Origin of the sequence: Staphylococcus roterodami (assembly GCA_022493055.1) — a bacterium.
GTDB lineage: Bacteria > Bacillota > Bacilli > Staphylococcales > Staphylococcaceae > Staphylococcus > Staphylococcus singaporensis.
The window spans coordinates 707,181-725,767 of sequence record CP092781.1 but is presented as its reverse complement, the minus strand read 5'-3'; the positions used below and the strand labels follow the sequence as shown (position 1 = coordinate 725,767).

General features: G+C 30.0%; 20 protein-coding genes. 6 read left to right on the top strand and 14 right to left on the bottom strand.

From position 1 onward, the window contains the following. Positions 1 to 140 precede the first annotated feature (140 nt). Positions 141 to 584, top strand: coding sequence for an HTH-type transcriptional regulator MgrA (gene mgrA / locus ML436_03510; protein UMT78809.1), 444 nt, complete (start codon positions 141 to 143; stop codon positions 582 to 584). A gap of 127 nt (positions 585 to 711) precedes the next feature. On the opposite strand, the gene ML436_03505 is transcribed toward mgrA, so the two are convergent. After that, positions 712 to 2,385: an amino acid ABC transporter ATP-binding/permease protein gene (locus ML436_03505; GenBank protein ID UMT78808.1), complete on the bottom strand. Its 1,674-nt coding sequence runs from the start codon at positions 2,383 to 2,385 to the stop codon at positions 712 to 714. Continuing rightward, positions 2,382 to 4,013 (bottom strand): ABC transporter ATP-binding protein/permease, encoded by a 1,632-nt coding sequence (locus tag ML436_03500; protein UMT78807.1) that lies wholly within the window; start codon positions 4,011 to 4,013, stop codon positions 2,382 to 2,384. The genes ML436_03505 and ML436_03500 overlap by 4 nt, the downstream gene beginning before the upstream one ends. A gap of 218 nt (positions 4,014 to 4,231) precedes the next feature. On the opposite strand from ML436_03500, the gene ML436_03495 reads away from it, so the two are divergent. The 4 genes from ML436_03495 to ML436_03480 all read left to right on the top strand — a co-directional run bounded on the left by ML436_03495 (position 4,232) and on the right by ML436_03480 (position 6,984). Further along, on the top strand, positions 4,232 to 5,107 hold the full coding sequence (locus tag ML436_03495; GenBank protein UMT78806.1) for an undecaprenyl-diphosphate phosphatase: 876 nt from the start codon (positions 4,232 to 4,234) through the stop codon (positions 5,105 to 5,107). Between the two features lie 164 nt (positions 5,108 to 5,271). Then, positions 5,272 to 5,955 (top strand): hypothetical protein, encoded by a 684-nt coding sequence (locus tag ML436_03490; protein UMT78805.1) that lies wholly within the window; start codon positions 5,272 to 5,274, stop codon positions 5,953 to 5,955. Positions 5,956 to 5,957: 2 nt separating this feature from the next. Next, positions 5,958 to 6,416, top strand: coding sequence for a YaiI/YqxD family protein (locus ML436_03485; GenBank protein ID UMT78804.1), 459 nt, complete (start codon positions 5,958 to 5,960; stop codon positions 6,414 to 6,416). A gap of 1 nt (position 6,417) precedes the next feature. Next, on the top strand, positions 6,418 to 6,984 hold the full coding sequence (locus tag ML436_03480) for a TIGR00730 family Rossman fold protein (protein UMT78803.1): 567 nt from the start codon (positions 6,418 to 6,420) through the stop codon (positions 6,982 to 6,984). 98 nt (positions 6,985 to 7,082) lie between these two features. Here the strand turns inward: ML436_03480 and ML436_03475 are convergent, their stop codons facing one another. From ML436_03475 to ML436_03460, 4 genes are all read right to left on the bottom strand, one after another. Further along, the gene (locus tag ML436_03475) at positions 7,083 to 7,625 is read right to left on the bottom strand and encodes a GNAT family N-acetyltransferase (GenBank protein UMT78802.1); all 543 of its coding nucleotides are present in this window, start codon (positions 7,623 to 7,625) and stop codon (positions 7,083 to 7,085) included. An 81-nt stretch (positions 7,626 to 7,706) separates the two neighbouring features. Next, positions 7,707 to 8,006, bottom strand: coding sequence for a hypothetical protein (locus tag ML436_03470; GenBank protein ID UMT78801.1), 300 nt, complete (start codon positions 8,004 to 8,006; stop codon positions 7,707 to 7,709). Positions 8,007 to 8,144: 138 nt separating this feature from the next. Continuing rightward, positions 8,145 to 8,525 (bottom strand): hypothetical protein, encoded by a 381-nt coding sequence (locus ML436_03465; GenBank protein ID UMT78800.1) that lies wholly within the window; start codon positions 8,523 to 8,525, stop codon positions 8,145 to 8,147. 66 nt (positions 8,526 to 8,591) lie between these two features. Next, the gene (locus tag ML436_03460) at positions 8,592 to 9,035 is read right to left on the bottom strand and encodes a GNAT family N-acetyltransferase (protein ID UMT78799.1); all 444 of its coding nucleotides are present in this window, start codon (positions 9,033 to 9,035) and stop codon (positions 8,592 to 8,594) included. A 127-nt stretch (positions 9,036 to 9,162) separates the two neighbouring features. Here ML436_03460 and ML436_03455 point away from each other — a divergent pair, with 127 nt between their 5' ends. Continuing rightward, positions 9,163 to 9,852 (top strand): DUF1129 family protein, encoded by a 690-nt coding sequence (locus ML436_03455; GenBank protein UMT78798.1) that lies wholly within the window; start codon positions 9,163 to 9,165, stop codon positions 9,850 to 9,852. A 97-nt stretch (positions 9,853 to 9,949) separates the two neighbouring features. Here ML436_03455 and ML436_03450 read toward each other — a convergent pair whose 3' ends face one another. The 8 genes from ML436_03450 to ML436_03415 all read right to left on the bottom strand — a co-directional run bounded on the left by ML436_03450 (position 9,950) and on the right by ML436_03415 (position 17,940). Continuing rightward, positions 9,950 to 10,438, bottom strand: a complete 489-nt coding sequence (locus ML436_03450) for a DUF456 domain-containing protein (GenBank protein UMT78797.1) — start codon at positions 10,436 to 10,438, stop codon at positions 9,950 to 9,952. Then, complete coding sequence (locus ML436_03445) at positions 10,435 to 11,655, bottom strand: sugar efflux transporter (GenBank protein UMT78796.1); 1,221 nt, start codon at positions 11,653 to 11,655, stop codon at positions 10,435 to 10,437. Before ML436_03445 ends, ML436_03450 begins: the two co-directional genes overlap by 4 nt. Positions 11,656 to 11,788: 133 nt before the next feature. Beyond that, positions 11,789 to 12,655, bottom strand: coding sequence for a LysR family transcriptional regulator (locus ML436_03440; GenBank protein UMT78795.1), 867 nt, complete (start codon positions 12,653 to 12,655; stop codon positions 11,789 to 11,791). A 110-nt stretch (positions 12,656 to 12,765) separates the two neighbouring features. After that, positions 12,766 to 13,416, bottom strand: a complete 651-nt coding sequence (locus ML436_03435) for a DUF402 domain-containing protein (GenBank protein ID UMT78794.1) — start codon at positions 13,414 to 13,416, stop codon at positions 12,766 to 12,768. A gap of 483 nt (positions 13,417 to 13,899) precedes the next feature. Further along, positions 13,900 to 14,379, bottom strand: coding sequence for a cupin domain-containing protein (locus ML436_03430; protein ID UMT78793.1), 480 nt, complete (start codon positions 14,377 to 14,379; stop codon positions 13,900 to 13,902). Next, entirely contained in the window at positions 14,379 to 15,095 is a 717-nt protein-coding gene (locus ML436_03425) for a YebC/PmpR family DNA-binding transcriptional regulator (GenBank protein ID UMT78792.1), read from the bottom strand. The genes ML436_03430 and ML436_03425 overlap by 1 nt, the downstream gene beginning before the upstream one ends. Positions 15,096 to 15,284: 189 nt before the next feature. Then, on the bottom strand, positions 15,285 to 15,644 hold the full coding sequence (gene sarX, locus ML436_03420; protein UMT78791.1) for an HTH-type transcriptional regulator SarX: 360 nt from the start codon (positions 15,642 to 15,644) through the stop codon (positions 15,285 to 15,287). A 145-nt stretch (positions 15,645 to 15,789) separates the two neighbouring features. Beyond that, a complete protein-coding gene (locus tag ML436_03415) occupies positions 15,790 to 17,940 on the bottom strand; it encodes an AraC family transcriptional regulator (GenBank protein UMT78790.1) in 2,151 nt (716 codons plus the stop codon). Positions 17,941 to 18,587: the final 647 nt, after the last annotated feature.

Here is an 18,587-nt window from a genome sequence, read left to right as displayed (position 1 = left end):
TCTTCTAAACTTTAAACATACTTTAATTTTAGCATGGCATTGAATCAAAGAAAGTTGTGAATTAATAAACAATCAACTTTTTAATGATTACCAATCCGAAAAGAGAAAAAAACGGATAGTATGTCTGGAGGAGAACTTTAATGTCTGATCAACATAATTTAAAAGAACAGCTATGCTTTAGTTTGTACAATGCTCAAAGACAAGTTAATCGCTACTACTCTAACAAAGTTTTTAAGAAGTACAATCTAACATACCCACAATTTCTTGTTTTAACTATTTTATGGGATGAATCTCCTGTAAACGTCAAGAAAGTCGTAACTGAATTAGCACTCGATACTGGTACAGTATCACCATTATTAAAAAGAATGGAACAAGTAGACTTAATTAAGCGTGAACGTTCCGAAGTCGATCAACGTGAAGTATTTATTCACTTGACTGACAAAAGTGAAACTATTAGACCAGAATTAAGTAATGCATCTGACAAAGTAGCTTCTGCTTCTTCTTTATCTAAAGATGAAGTTAAAGAACTTAATCGCTTATTAGGTAAAGTGATTCATGCATTTGATGAAACAAAGGAAAAATAATTAACTTTTGTCATGACAATTAAAGTAATGTTTAGAATTTATTAAGAATAAAACACAATTAACAAGCTTTTGCTTGTTAGTAAAAAACTGCTTGAAAGGTTTATTCAGCCTATCAAGCAGTTTTTTGTTATGCATTATATTGAATCATATTCCATAAAGCACCTTGCTCAGCAAGTAATTGTTGATAGTTTCCCTTTTCAACTATTTTACCATTTATCATCACGATGATGGTGTCAAAACGTGACAATAAATTTAAATCGTGTGTAGCAACTATTAACGTTTGGGCTTGCTCTTCAATTAAATCCATTACTTTTGTAGAATTTTGCTGGTCTAAGGCTGTCGATGGTTCATCTAAAATCCATGTTTTTGAATGTTCTTTCAACATCATTCTAGCAATAGCTAATCTTTGTATTTCTCCACCAGATAATGTACTGCCATTTAAATCTAAATGCTGGTCTAATGATAAATGAGTTAAATCAAGTTTATTGAAAATGTTATAAATAACTTCATCGTCTGCTTCAGAAAATAAATTATCACGTAATGTACCATCAAATAATTGCTGTGATTGTAACAGGACATTTAAAGTTTCAAATTTATCTTCGTCATTGATCTCAAACATATTCATGTTTTCATATACTATTGAACTATTATCAAGTTGATATAGACCTGCCATTATTTGTAGCAAAGTACTCTTGCCAGACCCAGACGGTCCCACAATAGCAACCTTTTCTCCTCTATTAACTTTAAAATTAATATCTTGTAATACGTAGGATTGCTGGTTCCAATATTTAAAGCTCGCGTGTTTTATATCAAATACTTGTTTTGATACCATATCATAATTTATAGACGAATATCCGTTGGCAGTTGGTGTTGATATCACTTCATTAATATCATGCAAAGCTTGGTCTGTATCAGCTTTGTAATATGCAACGTTAGTCATCGGAACAGCTTGTTCAAATAACGTTAATATCATTAGTACAATACTAGTCATATAAATTATGTTTAGATGCCCTTCATTAATTTGAATTAACCCTAAAACTAAACTACCAAATATTGAAATCATAGCCACAATATTTAAAATAAAATCATATAATGTTAAAAATCTCTGTTCTTTAAGTTGTAAATGAGCAAATTGACTAAGTTTAGTCATCAATGCTTCTCGATACATGTCAACACGATTAAAACGCTTCAATTCTCCCATTCCAGCTTTATAATCATAAAAATAATTTAAAAATTGTGATTGTTCTTCAGCAACATACTTTTTTAATGTACGTGCTTTTTTAGCACTTAACCAAGGAACAATGAGTAATGTGAACAACATGCTAATCATGATTAGCATTGCATGACCAATCGAAATAAATATCATAACCACCGCTGTTACAATGGCTGTCAATCCAATAACTATTGGCGGATAATAAACACGAAGATATATATTTTGTAAAGCCTCCACACGACTTATCATACGAGCAATTAAATCACTCGAACTTAACTTTCGATAAACATTAGGTATGACATTAACTAATTTCCCGAAAAATTGCACTCGAATATCACGTAACATTGTAAATGTTGCTTTATGAGAAACAAGACGTTCCACATATCGAGTGATTGCCCTTAAAAATCCAAATAGCTTAACCGTAACAACTAAAATCATTAATGCATAAAGTGGTGCACCTAGCGCACTTTGAGTCACCATATATCCACTTAAAAAGAACATAGCAAGTGCAACTAAACTTCCAGTAACGCCGACAACTATTGCTAAAATTAAATCCTTATCTATTTGAAATTTTAATCGTGTTTTCATAAGTGCTCACCATTTTCTGCTAAATTTACTGAAATATTATAGTCATCAGCTATCACTTTTCCTTTTTCTAAGTAGATACGTCTTCGTAAATGGCGAATCGTATTATCTCTATGAGCAATGACAATCATCGTCGCTGTATTAAAATGCTTAAATAATACATTCTGAATCATATGTTCTGTTTGTACATCCAAACCAGTTGCAGGCTCATCAAAAATAACGAGATCTGGCTTCATAACTAATAGACGACAAAGTTCTATGCGCCTCATTTGTCCTCCTGAAAGCATTTCCCCACCCTCACCAATTTTTGTATCAATACCATGTTTATAAGCATGCACTTTTTCAAGCAAACCAACCTCATCGAGTACAGCTTCAACTTTGCTATTCTCCATGTCTTTAAACATCGTAATATTATCCTTTATTGAAGCACTAAAAATATAAGGATGCTGACTTAAAACACCTATATCAATATTGTCTTGATTTGAAATAATAATCCCACTTGTTGGTGAGTATGCTCCTGAGATAATATGTGTCAAAGTAGATTTACCTGCGCCACTTGGTCCAACAAGTGCTATTTGATCACCTTTTGAAATGTCTATATTTATTTTATTCAATACAAATCTATCAGTATTAGCATAACGAAAAGATACATCATTCAAGCGAATAAATGGTTGTTGCTCTTTTAAATATTTTATTTGAGATGTCTTATCATCATTAGGTTGTTCTAGAAAATCGAATACGACATCACTTGCACCTTCACTTTGTTTACCTGTATGAAATGCTTGTCCTAAATCCTTGATTGCATTATAGAATTCAGGTGCTAAAATAATTGCAATTGCAGCTGTTTTAAAATCAATATGATGAAATACTACTAAGCTTAATGTTGCTTCCAATGCAACAAGTCCTATTCCTAACATACTGATGAATTCAAGCATTAACCCCGATAAAAAAGCACTACGTAATATGCGCATCGTCAACGTTCGAAACTGTGTACTATCTTCATAAATATGCTTAGCTGCTTTTTCTGTACGATTAAATAATTTCAACGTAACTAATCCATTAGCAATATTTAAAAAACGTTGACTAAATTGATTTAAATATGTCATTTGATCTTTAGATTCATCTCGAGTTTTTAGACCAAAAATAATATAAAACAATGGGATAAACGGTGCAGTTATTAACATAATTAAAGCAGTATTTAAATGAATGAAAAACATAGTGACGATAATTATAAATGGAACCATCATTGATTTGAATACTTGTGGTAGATAACTTTTATAAAAAGGAGCTAATCCATCTATATTTTCAGTGAGAATTGTCATTTGTTCCCCAATTGGATAGATTCGCTTTGAATGAATGATACGTTGTCGCAACATATGCTTTACTTTAAATGCTAAAGTATCACCCAACCATTGATTTAGAAATTGCACAGTTGCTCTTAATAAAAGTACACCAAGTAAAATGAATAAAATTGGCCACAGACCTTGTAATTGATGTTTTATAATTTTAGACAAAAAGTCTGCGATTAAAATGTTTTGAGTTATAACGAGTAACCCAAGTACGGTACTTACAACCAACATTAGTACTGGAAAAACTTTATATTGAAACAATATTGTCGTTAATTTTTTCACAATTATATCACCTAAACCTATTATAAAAGGTTTTTCTTAAAATCATATTAAATAGCTCATTAAAATTTTGAATTTTTTCATGTAAAAAACGTTGTATATTTTCACCTTTAGTCTCGTATTATAACTAGAACTGGCATGTAATTAAATGAATATGCTATCATAATATGGTAATTTTGATATTTAGACTAATTAAATTGAGTAATGAAAGTGGGTACATTATGTTTATCATTGAATTAATTAAAGGTATTATCTTAGGAATCGTCGAAGGATTAACAGAATTTGCACCTGTTTCTTCTACTGGACATATGATTCTTGTTGATGATATGTGGTTAAAGTCATCTGAATTTTTAGGTTCTCAATCAGCATTTACGTTCAAAATTGTTATTCAATTAGGTTCTGTTTTTGCAGCAGCATGGGTGTTCCGTGAACGCTTCTTAGAGATATTACATATTGGTAAACACAAACACGTTGATGTAGACAATAATCAACAAAGACGCTCGAAGCCTAGAAGATTAAATCTATTACATGTGTTAGTAGGTATGATACCAGCTGGTATTTTAGGATTATTATTCGATAACTTTATTGAAGAACATCTTTTCAGTGTCCCTACCGTTATGATTGGATTATTCGTAGGAGCAATTTATATGATTATTGCTGATAAATATTCAGCTAAAGTTAAAAATCAACAAACCGTTGATCAAATTAATTATTTCCAAGCATTTGTTATTGGTATCTCTCAAGCAGTAGCAATGTGGCCTGGCTTCAGTCGTTCAGGCTCTACTATATCTACTGGTGTATTAATGAAACTAAATCATAAAGCAGCATCAGATTTCACATTTATTATGGCCGTGCCAATTATGTTAGCTGCTAGTGGACTGTCACTATTAAAACATTATCAAGACATTCAAATTGCAGATATTCCATTTTACATTTTAGGATTTTTAGCTGCATTTACAGTAGGTTTAATTGCAATTAAAACATTCCTACATCTTATTAATAAAATTAAATTAATTCCATTTGCCATATACAGAATTATCTTAGTTGTCTTTATTGCAATTTTGTATTTTGGATTTGGCATTGGTAAAGACATTTAAATCATATTAAATGTGGACTGTCAGTTAATTTATACTTAATTGGCAGTCTTTATTTTTACCTTTCAAAAACATAAAATACATAGATGCATTCACTACTCTCATCGTTTATATTGATGTATCATAGGGTATGTAAAAATAATAAAGTAATTATGGAGGCAAGATCTATGGATAAGAAAAAAGTCATCAAATTTATGATTAATGTATTACCAATAGTATTAGTACCTTTGTTTGTTGAACGCAAACGAATTAAACAACATCCTGATGTACAAAAAGTTACTGATGCAACTAGTAAGGTAGATTCAAAAACATCTTCAGTAATCAGTAATACAGCTAGTGATGTTAAAGAATATGTTGGTGATAAAAAACAAGATTTTGAAAATAAGCGTGAGCTCAAAAAGTTTGCTAGAGAACATGATCCTGCCTATATTGAGAAAAAAGGCGAAAAATTAGCAAAACAAAATCGCAAAGACGCAGATAAAATGAATAAAATCCTTCAAAAAAATATTGAAAAACGCCATAAAGAAGAACAAAAAGAGCGTGAAAAAAATCAATTACAACGCATTAAAGATATGAAAAAATCGCAAAAGTATGAAGAAAAAGTCGGTCTAACACCTACTAAGTTAGACGAAAAGACCGAGAAAAAAGGCGATAAACTTGCAGAAAAGAATCGCAAAGAAATTGACAAAATGAATAAAAAGTTACAAAAGAATATAGAAAAACGTCACAAAGAAGAACAAAAACAACAACAAGAAGCTGAAAAAGCACGCATCAAGTCATTTAAAAAATATAAAGATTATGTTGCTAGAAGCCCAAAAACACAAAATAAAAGCAATGATACTGAGGCATAATAGTGACAAATATTATCATTGATGGAGATGCTTGTCCTGTTGTTAATTCTATAATTGAGTTAACAACTGAGACAGGCATTTTTGTGACAATCATTCGTAGCTTTAGTCATTACTCAAATCAAGTATATCCTCCACATGTATCAACAGTTTATGTCGATGATGGACCGGATGCAGTTGATTATAAAATTGTTCAACTCTCTAAAGCTGAAGACATAGTTATCACTCAAGATTACGGTCTTGCGAGTTTATTAATCGATAAAGTAGATACTGTTATGCATCATAATGGGAAGATATACAACCCTAAAAATATCCAACAACTTTTAGATAAACGATATCTTAATGCACAAATTAGAAAACAAGGTGGTCGTCACAAAGGCCCACCCCCTTTTACTAAACAAGATAAGAAAACATTTGAAATGTCTTTATCAAAAATTATTCATCAAGTAAGGGAGAGAAATTAAAATGAAACGAATCGCGGTATATTGTGGTGCAAGTAAAGGTCACAATCCTTCATATGTTAAAAAAGCTTATGAATTAGGAAAGTATTTTGCTGAACAAGGCTATGAGTTAGTATTTGGTGCAGGATCAATTGGAATTATGGGTGCCATTCAAGATGGTGTTTTAGATCATGGTGGTAAAGTTATTGGTGTCATGCCTAAAATGCTAGATGAACGTGAAATTACAAGTCAACGTTTAACCGAATTAATTTTAGTAGATTCTATGCATGAACGAAAAAATAAAATGACTGAACTTGCTGATGCGTTTGTTATGGCTCCTGGTGGTGCAGGGTCTCTTGAAGAATTTTTTGAAATGTATAGTTGGGCTCAAATTGGTATTCACGAAAAACCAATAGCTATATATAATATTAATGGCTTTTTTGACCCACTACAGTCAATGATTGATCATATGATAGAAGAAGGATTTATTGATCCGAAGTATCGTGCACTTGCGCCGTTATGCGACACAAAAGAATCTTTGGTGGAAGCAATTTTAAATTACAAACCGTTAGGAACTCGTACTTATGATTAAGATGCGTTTTCCAAATTAAATAAATATCACCTACTGTATTTATATAATACTTTAGGTGATATTTATTTATCTTTGAAGAATTATAGTCATATACAATATTACTTACTCAAATCTATGTAATAGCGTACTTGTCTTTTTAAAAAATGATATTTACTAAGTTGAGGTAACTCAAATTGATCATAATATGACATACCTATTTTTTCCATAACACGTTGTGACGCTTTGTTCGCTTCAGCTGTAAAACTATATACGTCTTGTATGTTATGTTTTTTTGCTAGTTCTAAAACAGCTTTTGCGCCTTCAGTAGCCATACCTTGCCCCCAATATTGTGGTAACAAACGCCAGCCTATTTCATATAGAGGTAACTCCTTGAAAGGATATTCACTATTTTCCGGAATATAATTTAACCCTATAAAGCCAATCCATTGACGAGAAGCTTTTTCTTCAACAGCAAATAAACCTATACCATAATCTTTAATAATAGTATCCATTTTTCTCATATCTAATTCTGAACGGCGATAACTTAATAAACTAGGAAAGTACTTTCGTACGGCATGATTTGCATTCATTTTTTGAAAAAGTAATAAATCGTCTTCATGCCAATCTCGTAAAATCAGACGATCAGTTTCACAATAAATCATGTTATTACAACTCCTATAAAACAATTTCAATAAAAAACACAAAATCGACATGATAATCAACTCTGTGTTTCGGATAATAAATTATTCAGATTTTGAAATATAACTAATTAGTTCAACATGCACTGGCACTTCTTTTAATCGTGCTCGGTCTGACTTTAACGCAGTAAATGTTGCATCAATAAAATCATGTTGATGATTTAGTCGATATGTAGCTACAAATGTATCTGTATCAGACTCAAAATTTGGTAATTGTGCAATCACACGCTTAATTTCTCCAGTAGAATCTACAATTGTTCGTCCGGTAATATTTTCTAATTCTCTACCTAACTCTGGCAAAGTGATATTTTGACCTTCTAAAATTTTAAAATCTTGTTCATGCATGCCATATCTCTCCTTTAATCATTACGAAGTTGAACAGTAAGTATTGTTTTTAATCGTCGCATATTTTTAATTAATACATACCCTTAAAATAAGGCTTAAAACGTTGTGAAACACGTTAAGCCCTTTTCAACTCTCGAATCATGATTGATTTTTATCATTAGACTTTTGCTCTTTATCTTTAGTAGTAGAATTTTTATTATCATCTACTTTAGATTTATCTTTTGTGCCTTTATTTTGTGATGTTGATTTATCTTTTGTGTTGTCTTTTTTGTCGTCTTTATTATCATCTTTATTATCGTCTTTAGATGGTTTTAAATCTTTCACTTCTTTTTCAAGGTCTTTTTGCTTGTCTTCTAGTTTATCTTTTTCTTGTTTTAACTTTTCTTTTTTATCTTTTAAATTTTTATTTTCTTTTTGTAATTTGTCGATATCTTTTTCAAGGGAGGCTTTCTCTTGGCTCTTGCCACAACCAGCTAGTAATATCATAATTGACATGATACTGATAATAAATTTCTTCATATTAAACTCCTTAACGTCTTTGAAATCCTTTTTATTTTAACATGAATTGACTATTTAATCCTAATCCTATTCTATATCTTTATACATTTTCACATGACTCAAATGATATCCTAACCTTTTGTTCAGCGATATCATTGTCATGTTGTCTTTATGTACTGTACTAATGATTTGTTTCGCTTTTATACTTTTTGCCCAATTCTCAATACCACACTTCAATCTAGTTGCTAACCCTCTGTTTCTAAATTGTGGCTCCACATATAATAATTCAATATTAACAATCTGTTTCTCTGAATTAAAATGCCCCCAAATAAATGCACAAAGTTGAGTATCATTTTCAACAATATAAATCTTATCATTTGAATATTCCAACCTCGAACATATCATCTCAAACCTAAGCGCAACACTAAGCGATGTAAATTGATAACCTGATTCAGTTTCAGCTAATAATGTTTCGTGGATATTAGCTATTTGATGAATGTAATCCCGCTCATTTTTATTTAAAACTCTCATTTTCCCGCTCCAATATTAATCGTTATCATTATGTGTGTAATATGATATGATTGGTTTTATTAATACTATAAAATCATTTCCGTTTTAAATTGGAATTAAACATTATTAAAGGAGCGCTTAAGCAACAATGAAAAGTACTGCGCAATTAACTAAAGAAAACAATGTTAAATCATTAAGGTTAAGCAATACAGATAGAGAAATATTCGAGAACTATATGACATATATGCGTTCTGATTTTCGTGTTAATCCACATGATACTGAGTTAATTATCAATCGTATACTCAAACAATTATTAAGCGCAGAACAACACGGTCTATTAGCCCTAGATTTTTTTGATCATGATCCAAAAGCTCATGCAAGAAAAGAACTGAAAGCAATGCCGAATGAAACATTTAAAAATATATTTAAATATATATATCAACACATTGTGTTATTAATAGGTTTTGTAAGCTTTCTCAAAGGCTTTTTAGGTTTTTTTATGGAAAAAAATGGTAGTAACCTCTATTTCTTTTCATTTCCATTTTCTATAATAGTTGGATTCTTTATTGTCTTCCTATTCATATGGTTCAGTTTTAAAACAATCCAATTGCAGTGTTTTAATAATTCAAATTGGATATGGATATTCACATACCTAGCCATTATCTTGCTAATCGTAGGATTTTTCTATGTGTTCTTTATTCCACAATCGGTACTTGCTTTTGGCCCATACATCCAAGTTAGCAACTGGATATTTATTATTCTATCCTTTATTATATTGCCAATTGGTTTTCGTATAGAAAGAAATATTTCGAAGAAACATTCACATACATTTTTATAAACAAAAAGCTTATTGCCTTATATGAATATCAGATACTGTAAATGATAAAACTACAAATTACAGTTATCATCAAACATATTTTGCAATAAGCTTTTTATTAATTAATCCATAATGCGTCTACAAAGAACCAAACTATCATAATAAACATAATAATAGCTTGTGCAACACTACTCGTTAAAAAAGCAACAATTGAACCAAAACTTACTTTAATAGCCTTTTCAAATGAATAGCCTTGAATTAATTCAACTATAAACACTAATACAAATGGAACAATAATAATTCCAAATGGTGGTAATACAAAACAACCAATAATTACTCCTATTAAAGCTGCATACTCTCCAAATTTTGATCCACCAAATCGATTAACAAAATATTTATTAGCCAAAAAGTCAGCACATAAGATGAAAATCGTCAGTATGGCCATTGATACATAAAATATCCATGATAAATGCTGGTTATGGAATCCAAATTGATAGATTAAAAAGCCAATCCATAATACTAAAACCGATGGAATGATAGGCTTAATCAATCCAACAAATGCAAAAATGAATGCTGCAATAATAAGTAACCATAATACTATTGTCATGATGATATCACATCCTCTTTTGTTATTTTTTGATTTTTGGTAAAGAATATTAGTATCATACCTAACAAAATTGACGCCGATGATACGAAAAACACATTTTCCAAACCTACCCAGTGACTCATTGCACCACCTAATAAGTTACCACCCAACTGTCCAATCACCATTGCATTAGAAAATAAAGTAGAAGCATAACCTGGAAAATCTGGTAAGATGTCTTGGAAATAACTAATACCAATACCTAAAAGAACCGCTAAAAATATAGCTAAAAATACTTGTCCAGCAAGCATCATATAAAAGTTCTTAAATACGCCAATACTGAAATAGAATAATCCACCGAAAATAGCTCCATAAATCAATAATGTGCGCGTTTGTAATCTCGATGATAAAACCCCTAAAATAATCATAAAAGGTACTTCTAATCCTGCACATAAACTCGCTAAATAGCCTACATGTTGCTCATTTTCATTTAAATAATCTGTTACAAATAATGGCATATTCATCGTATACATCCACTGTCCAATATGTAACAGAATAAATGCGATAAATGGTAATAACAGCGTTTTATCTTTAAACATATTCGGTGCAGCTTTTTCAACATGCTGTTGTGTACTTATTGGATGTTTTATTTTTAAATCTTTATAGAAAAATATTTGTAAAATGAGTGTGAATAAAATAATACTAATTGTTCCACCAAACAAACCAGCATAGCCTTTTAATCCAATTAGCTGCGCACCAATAAATGGTCCAAATAAAAAGCCCAATGAAAACATTGAACGTAATACCGTATTAGCAAATTGAGCCCTATCTCTAGAACTTGAAACATTAATTGATTCTCGTGCAGATGCGTATAATTGTGGCATGGCAGGCGCAAATAATCCTTGGAAAATAGCATATAGTAAAATAAATAACCATATTGTATCTACAAAAAAGTAAATCGAAAAACCGAGCGCTCCCATCAATAATGCGAGAATAATAATAAACTTCCTATTAAAATGATGCGTGTCCGAGAACCTTGCTATAATTGAATTTACTGTAAACTGACTGATAGCTGCTGATGCCAGTAATAGTCCATATTGATTTGTCGTCATACCTAAATCTTTTGTCGCAAACAGTACGAGATAAGGGACCGTCACCGCTATTCCCATACCTAATAAAAACATATTCACAACAAAAAGTTTATAATTCTTTATTTGTAATAAAGCTGCAAACATATTCATAACCCCGATTCTTAGAGCCCCTTTTACTTTAGTAATTAGGGGCTCTTATGCAGTTGCGTAGACAACTGTATTCCTATTATTGCAATTTATCCAATATCAGACTGCTAAATACTTGTCTCAAATAAGCCCTTAACTATCCCTTAGGCTTGTCTACAAAATTCGTCATAAGATTTACAAACGACTCTACTTGTGGCAATTGTAACATGCTCGGATCATAACTCATATATGTTGACCGTATCAGCGGTTCATTATCGATTTCAACTTTTTCAAATTCAAATTGTTCTTTACTTATATTTTTCATCATGATTTCAGGTAAAATTGTTACACCAACACCGCTAATCAACATTTCTTTACATGTTGCAACTTGATCCACTGTAATCGTTGCATGATAATCCTGTTCGAGATTATCGTTATACCATTGTTTAATTTGATTGATATAAATAGGATCTGCTTGGAATTCTATGAAAGGTAATTTAGTTACATCATCACGTCTATTTTTAGGATAAATAAAGTAATGATCATCATTAAACAAATGAGAATTTGCTAAATTCATAACCTTATTTCCACGCGTTATCATTACATGGTAATCTCTATGATTTGCTTTAATTTGCTCTGTTGATCCAACTTGTACTTGTATCTCAACATTAGGAAATTGCGAATTATACAAACTCAATACTTCCGGCAGTAAAGTTTGACCAATCAATGAAGAACATCCAATTGAAATAGTACCATTTACTTCACCGATATGTGCTTGCATTTTGTCAAAAAACAATCGTTCCCTTTTCAACATATCACGCGCATGTTCAATAATCATTGTACCTTCGGTTGTTGTAATCAATTGTTTTTTTGTTCTAATAAAAATATCTACACCAAATGCATTTTCAATTGCTTTTAACCTTTGTGTAACAGCAGGTTGGGATATATACAAAATTTCAGCTGCTTTACGTAAAGTTTTTGTTTCATCTAATGTGATTAACAAACGATAATCTTCAATCTTCATAATTTCCCCCCATAAATTATTCATATACTACACTTTATTAGTTTCAACAACCAAAGTGCATAATAAACGAATAATTTCCACCAATTTTGTTGGTATGGCTGCATTTAACTTTATTTAATGTTCTTTTGATGTTGGTGTTTGTTGTTAGCTTGTTTATAATGTTTAGGATTTAGAGCTTTGCTCTTTTCATTATTTGATTTATTTTGTGGCTTATGATTATTTTTCTGAGCTTTCGCATTTATTTTATTAAAACAATACATGATTTTCTTTTGAAAACCTTTAAAATCATTTTCTAACTCTGCCATAATTTGATGGGCAATCATATAAGCCTCATGAAATTGTTTTTTAGTAATTTGTTCACTTTCAAGTGCATACATCAAATCATCTTCATCCACTAACTCATATTCTCCACTTGGTAACGCTAAAACATCTAAACACAAATCAACTGTACGCGCATTACCTTTTTGAGTAATATTTTTGATATTAATGTCAAAATAATATTCTAATGGATTACCTTTATTATCAAACATTACAGTAATGCTATAACGTTTCTTTTCAGGTAGTATTTGCAACCATTTATAATTGTCATCTGCGACAATAATACTTTGTCCAACTACCGTCACCTCTAAAGGATCACGAACCTTCTTCATCGTGACTAAGCCTATAATACCCTTGAACCTATTATTATTAACTTTTACCTCTGTATACTCTCTATCAATTAGGCGACGCCAGTGACGTTTATCTATATACTTTACTTTCACAGTCACCAACTCCTTGTCATAATTATATTAAACTACATGATTGATGTCATGTCATGATGCAGTTTTATATTTATTGTTTATCAAATGAAAATATTTATTATTATTTTACTACAACTCGACTCAATTTACTTAAAATAGACAATATTATTTAGATCGTACACATATTTCTTCATAACACTAATTTTATAGAAAATAAACATGATATAAAATTACCATTATCGATACTAAGGTTGAGACATAAAGTTTTTGTGCTATGGGAAAACGATTAACAGCGTCCCAAAAGCAGGATTTTCGGCAGAAGCTCTCACGATTCGACAAAATTTGGAAAACAATTTTGCTCATCGTTCTGTTTTGCTCAAACCCTAAACGCTTTTGTCCCGACCTTTTTATCAAAACTACATTTTCACAACTTTCTGTTCAAATCAATCCAAAAAAATAAAGTGATTTAAAGATTACAGAATCAACTTTAAATCACTTCATTATTTATATTTGCTTCAATGCATATTTTTCGATAACCGCTTCAAGGTGAGGAAATTGATAAAGTAGTTCACTTTGTGTAAACAATTCAAAATGTGCAAACTCAAATGCTGGCTGACACATACAGCCAACTAAACTATAAGTATTTTCATTTTCAATTGACGAAGCAAAAATAGTCCCTTTGGGTACTACATATTGTAGTACATCACCATTTTCAATATCTGGGCCTAAAGTTACTGCTTTGTAGTGCCCTTCCATATCAATCATATGGATTGTAAGTGAACTACCCGCATGGTAATACCAAACTTCATCAGCATCAATTCTATGAAAATGTGAAATATTATCGTCCGTAAGTAAGAAATAAATACTACTGAATGGCGCTCTTTGCTCATTCAACATATCTTCTCTAATTGTTTCTCTATAGAAACCACCTTCTGGATGCGATATTAATTTCAATTCGTCAATCCACTGTTGTGCTGCTTTCATTATTTGATATCCACATTATGGAATACGTTTTGAACGTCTTCCAAATCTTCTAATGCATCTATTAATTTCTCAAATGTAGCTTGGTCATCTTCTGATAACTCAATATCTGTTTGAGGAAGCATTTCAAATTCGGCAACTTTAAATTCTTCCACACCCGCTTCACGAAGTGCATCTTGAACAACTGCAAACTGATCTGGCTCGGCATAAACTATTGTCAATCCATTATCATCAATAACATCTTTTACATCAACATCTTGTTCCATTAACGTTTCAAGAATATCATCGACAGATTTTCCTTCAATACCAAATGTAGCAACATGATCAAACATATATGCAACTGAGCCAGACACACCCATGTTCCCACCATTTTTACCGAAAGCAGCACGAACATCTGAAGCAGTACGGTTCACATTATTTGTCAATGCGTCTACAATTAACATTGAACCGCTTGGACCGAAACCTTCATATCTTAAATGGTCAAAATTTTCATCTCCAGCACCTTTTGCTTTATCAATTGCCTTTTCAATAATGTGGTTTGGCACTGAATAAGTTTTAGCGCGTTCAAGAACTAATCTTAAAGCTTGGTTTGACTCTGGATTAGGTTCTCCTGATTTTGCAGCTACGTATATTTCTTTACCAAATTTTGCATAAATTCTACTTGTATTTTTATCTTTTTGGGCCTTTTTTTCTTTAATGTTATTCCATTTACGTCCCATAATGTCATCTCGCTTTCGAACTGTTTAATTAACATTATTTATTATACATGATTTTTTACCGATTATATACATTTTCCCCATTAACGTTACTATTCACTTTTTCTTTTATCTTCAATTAATTCTAGAAAATTGAATTTATAAAAAATGTGCCGATAAGCAAATAAAAATGCTTTCGACACTTAGTTTCAATTAAATATTTAAAAATTGTTCTACATCTTCAAATAAAGCATTAAATTTAGAAATATCTTCTTCATCTAAATAAATATAAATTTTACGCTCATCTTTAGAGGATCTAACTTTACTTAATCGTTCTTTTTCAATCAATCTTCTGATAGAAACCAATAATTTAGTTCTACTTAATTCCAACTCATCCATTGCAGTTTTTAAAAAAGATTGCATGAGTACTTTTTCTTCTTTGCAAAACTTCATTGTTAAGTCTAATACTGCTAAATCATTCAGCGACAACTTATATTTCTTATCAATATATTCAGATAATGCTTTATATTGTTTATAGAAGTCAAGCAATGTTTCTAATTTCTCTGTGTTCAAAATGTTGCACCCCCAAATATATAAAGACAATGCTTCTGTCATTATTATCTTAAATTTTTTTATCATTGTCTTTCTCATTTGTTTTTAATACGTTGTCAAAATTACCAACAAATGCAAATTAAATTTTGCAATACATATCAGAGTGCTATTTTTTGCCGATTTTAATTATGTATAATGCATTGAAAGTAACGTTAATATTTAATGAATCATTACTAAAATTATGCTCTTTTATCTCGATTGCTGGTTTAAGATAATTGTCAATTTTTGATAGCAAGCTCGGGTTCCACTCATATTTATCTCTTAAATCCTTAGATATCAAATGATTAATATTGCCACTAATTTCATCCAATGTTTCAATTATTATAAGATACTTATCGTTTAAAACATTATTTTTAAAATTTATATAAACTTGACTATCCTCAAAGTCACTTATTACTGTCTCACTTTCAATAACTCTCCAATCATATACCACAAGACAATAATAATTTTCTATATCAATAATAGAATAATAACTATGCTCATATTTTGGCTTTGAGACAAATTCAATAAACTTCTCCAAAATAAGACCAAGTGTTGTTTTAAATCCATTTTTATCAAATAGATGCATCGCATTAAAAGATTGATGATTATCAAAAATATTTAATCCAAACCCATCAAAATTATGATACAGCGCGCTTAAAGTCTTATATATTAATGGTGCGCTGTTACTTAAATCACGTTCTTTATTATTAAGTAACTTATGATTTTCGATGTTTAAAAAAATCAATTTTTCTTGTTCTAGATCTAGTTCATTGATAACTTGTTTTAAATTTTTAAAATGTAAAATATTTTTCAATAATAATTCATCACTATCTCCCATTAAATAAGGATTACTTAAACTTGCATTATCAATAATTAAAGAATCAAATTTCAACCTTTTAATTTGTGATACTAATGATTTATACTCTGACGTTTTCTCCAATAGGCAAGTAATATTTAATCCTAACTTCACATTCAACATAATATTATGTAGCTTTAAGATCATGCGATAAATTGTTCTGATTTCCATTACTGATAAATCGAATACAAAGTGTACTTCATACTTATTTAAATATTCTAATTCACTAGATGATAATTGCCTACGTACTTTCATAAAGGCTTCTTCAACATAATAGACTGTCTCAATTTCGTTAATGTTAAATGCAACCTTCAAATTACCTTCAATTATAGTCTTGATGATTTCAACCTTTTCTACTTCAGAAATAGTATTTTGACTGTTTAAAATGGAAGGCATGATAAAAAAAACAACCTGACTATCTGTTTTTAGTAGCGTTTTAAAAATACCTTCTAAGAAAACAAGTTTCATTTCAGTATACGTATTAATTTGAATAATCGTTTGGAATGATTTTGGGGTTTGAAATTTATCTTCATCAATATGGATAACATCAGTTAAATGATTTTTATAATGATCAATATAATTAATCACTACCTCTTTAATCTCATTAACTTTCTCCTCTTTTAGCACTTCTGGTTTCAACATTATACATTTATCAAATTTTGATAAATTGCGATACTCATTTGGCGTTATATCCATATAACTTTTGAACATTTTAGAATATGTAGAGCTACTACTAAATCCAAGATGCTCACTAATATTGCTAACCGTACTATCAGATGTCAGTAAAATCTCTATCGACTTACCAATTTTTAAAGTATCAATATATTTTTTGAAGCCCATGCCCATTTGCAAATGAAATTGTGAAGATAAATTCGACTTAGAAAGAAATAATTTATCAGCTACACTTTTTAAAGTTAAACGCTGATTAACATTTTGATAAATATATTCTAACTCATCTCGTAAGTCACCATAATAGGCATAACGATATTGGTTTTGGGCAATTTTTTTATCCATACTTGCTTCTTTTGCAATAATTGTAATAATTTCTTGTATTTTTCTTATATCTGCATCATTTAGGGGTTGTTGTTCAAGATATCGATACGTCAATTTTAATAATAAGCATTTTAAATTATAGGATGATTTAATCAACTTTGCTGTGTAGTGATAATTAAAAAAAGTAAAGCCTAATTCTGAAAACCAATCGCTACTTAAATACAACATAATCGTTTTCTTATTATTTTTTACACTAAAAACATCCAGATGATTAATAATATAAATATCATCTTCAATTATTTTACTTTTGCGAAATTTTTGTAGTTCAAATTCCCCTTCAATCGGCCAAAATAAGACAATGCCATCTTGGCAACGTGTCGTCGCATACTCATTATTAGTAAGTATATGCAAGCATGAATTTGCCATAACTTTACCTCTTTCTTTATTTAAGTAGCAATTTTATCATTCCCTATAATATTTAACTTATTTAATTAAATGTAAATTTAACACAATACGAATACTAAATCAAAAATAAATAATTCTATATAATGGGTATTTTTTAAACTTTTATGACAATCATTTAAATATTACAAAAATAGATGTAGTCATTTTAATTAAACTATCTAATTGAAAACACACCACTTTTTAGTATTTTCAAAATAATTTTAAATGACCACATCTACAATTTAGTACTATTATCTATTTTCAGCATAACGATTACTTCAATATACAGTAACTTTTTCTAATTAAAACTGAAATATTTATGATTTAATATAGTGTCATTTTAAAGAAGTTAACTAAAATGAACTATCATTATCACTTGTGCCTTCATCAAATAATAAACTTATTTCTTATACAAACGGTTGATTCAATAATGTAGATTTTAGATGAATGAAAAGCTATGATTATTGATTACTTTAGACTATTAAAACTTTCTTGACTAAATAAGATTTAGAAAATAAGTCGTTATTTTACTAGATGGTTAAATTGACTTAAGAAAAATGATATTACTAATTAGAAAATCACAGTCAAAAAAGATATTATCTCTTTTAAATTTTTAATATAGCTTTAAC

Excerpts from the sequence above, each read along its gene's own strand:
- mgrA (UMT78809.1), top strand. The coding sequence starts at position 141 with ATGTCTGATCAACATAATTTAAAAGAACAGCTATGCTTTAGTTTGTAC.
- ML436_03480 (UMT78803.1), top strand. The coding sequence starts at position 6,418 with ATGAAACGAATCGCGGTATATTGTGGTGCAAGTAAAGGTCACAATCCT.
- ML436_03465 (UMT78800.1), bottom strand. The coding sequence starts at position 8,525 with ATGAAGAAATTTATTATCAGTATCATGTCAATTATGATATTACTAGCT.
- ML436_03440 (UMT78795.1), bottom strand. The coding sequence starts at position 12,655 with ATGAAGATTGAAGATTATCGTTTGTTAATCACATTAGATGAAACAAAA.
- ML436_03475 (UMT78802.1), bottom strand. The coding sequence starts at position 7,625 with ATGATTTATTGTGAAACTGATCGTCTGATTTTACGAGATTGGCATGAA.
- ML436_03470 (UMT78801.1), bottom strand. The coding sequence starts at position 8,006 with ATGCATGAACAAGATTTTAAAATTTTAGAAGGTCAAAATATCACTTTG.
- ML436_03505 (UMT78808.1), bottom strand. The coding sequence starts at position 2,385 with ATGAAAACACGATTAAAATTTCAAATAGATAAGGATTTAATTTTAGCA.
- ML436_03460 (UMT78799.1), bottom strand. The coding sequence starts at position 9,035 with ATGAGAGTTTTAAATAAAAATGAGCGGGATTACATTCATCAAATAGCT.
- ML436_03490 (UMT78805.1), top strand. The coding sequence starts at position 5,272 with ATGGATAAGAAAAAAGTCATCAAATTTATGATTAATGTATTACCAATA.
- ML436_03430 (UMT78793.1), bottom strand. The coding sequence starts at position 14,379 with ATGAAAGCAGCACAACAGTGGATTGACGAATTGAAATTAATATCGCAT.
- ML436_03415 (UMT78790.1), bottom strand. The coding sequence starts at position 17,940 with ATGGCAAATTCATGCTTGCATATACTTACTAATAATGAGTATGCGACG.
- ML436_03455 (UMT78798.1), top strand. The coding sequence starts at position 9,163 with ATGAAAAGTACTGCGCAATTAACTAAAGAAAACAATGTTAAATCATTA.
- ML436_03445 (UMT78796.1), bottom strand. The coding sequence starts at position 11,655 with ATGAATATGTTTGCAGCTTTATTACAAATAAAGAATTATAAACTTTTT.
- ML436_03425 (UMT78792.1), bottom strand. The coding sequence starts at position 15,095 with ATGGGACGTAAATGGAATAACATTAAAGAAAAAAAGGCCCAAAAAGAT.
- ML436_03450 (UMT78797.1), bottom strand. The coding sequence starts at position 10,438 with ATGACAATAGTATTATGGTTACTTATTATTGCAGCATTCATTTTTGCA.
- ML436_03495 (UMT78806.1), top strand. The coding sequence starts at position 4,232 with ATGTTTATCATTGAATTAATTAAAGGTATTATCTTAGGAATCGTCGAA.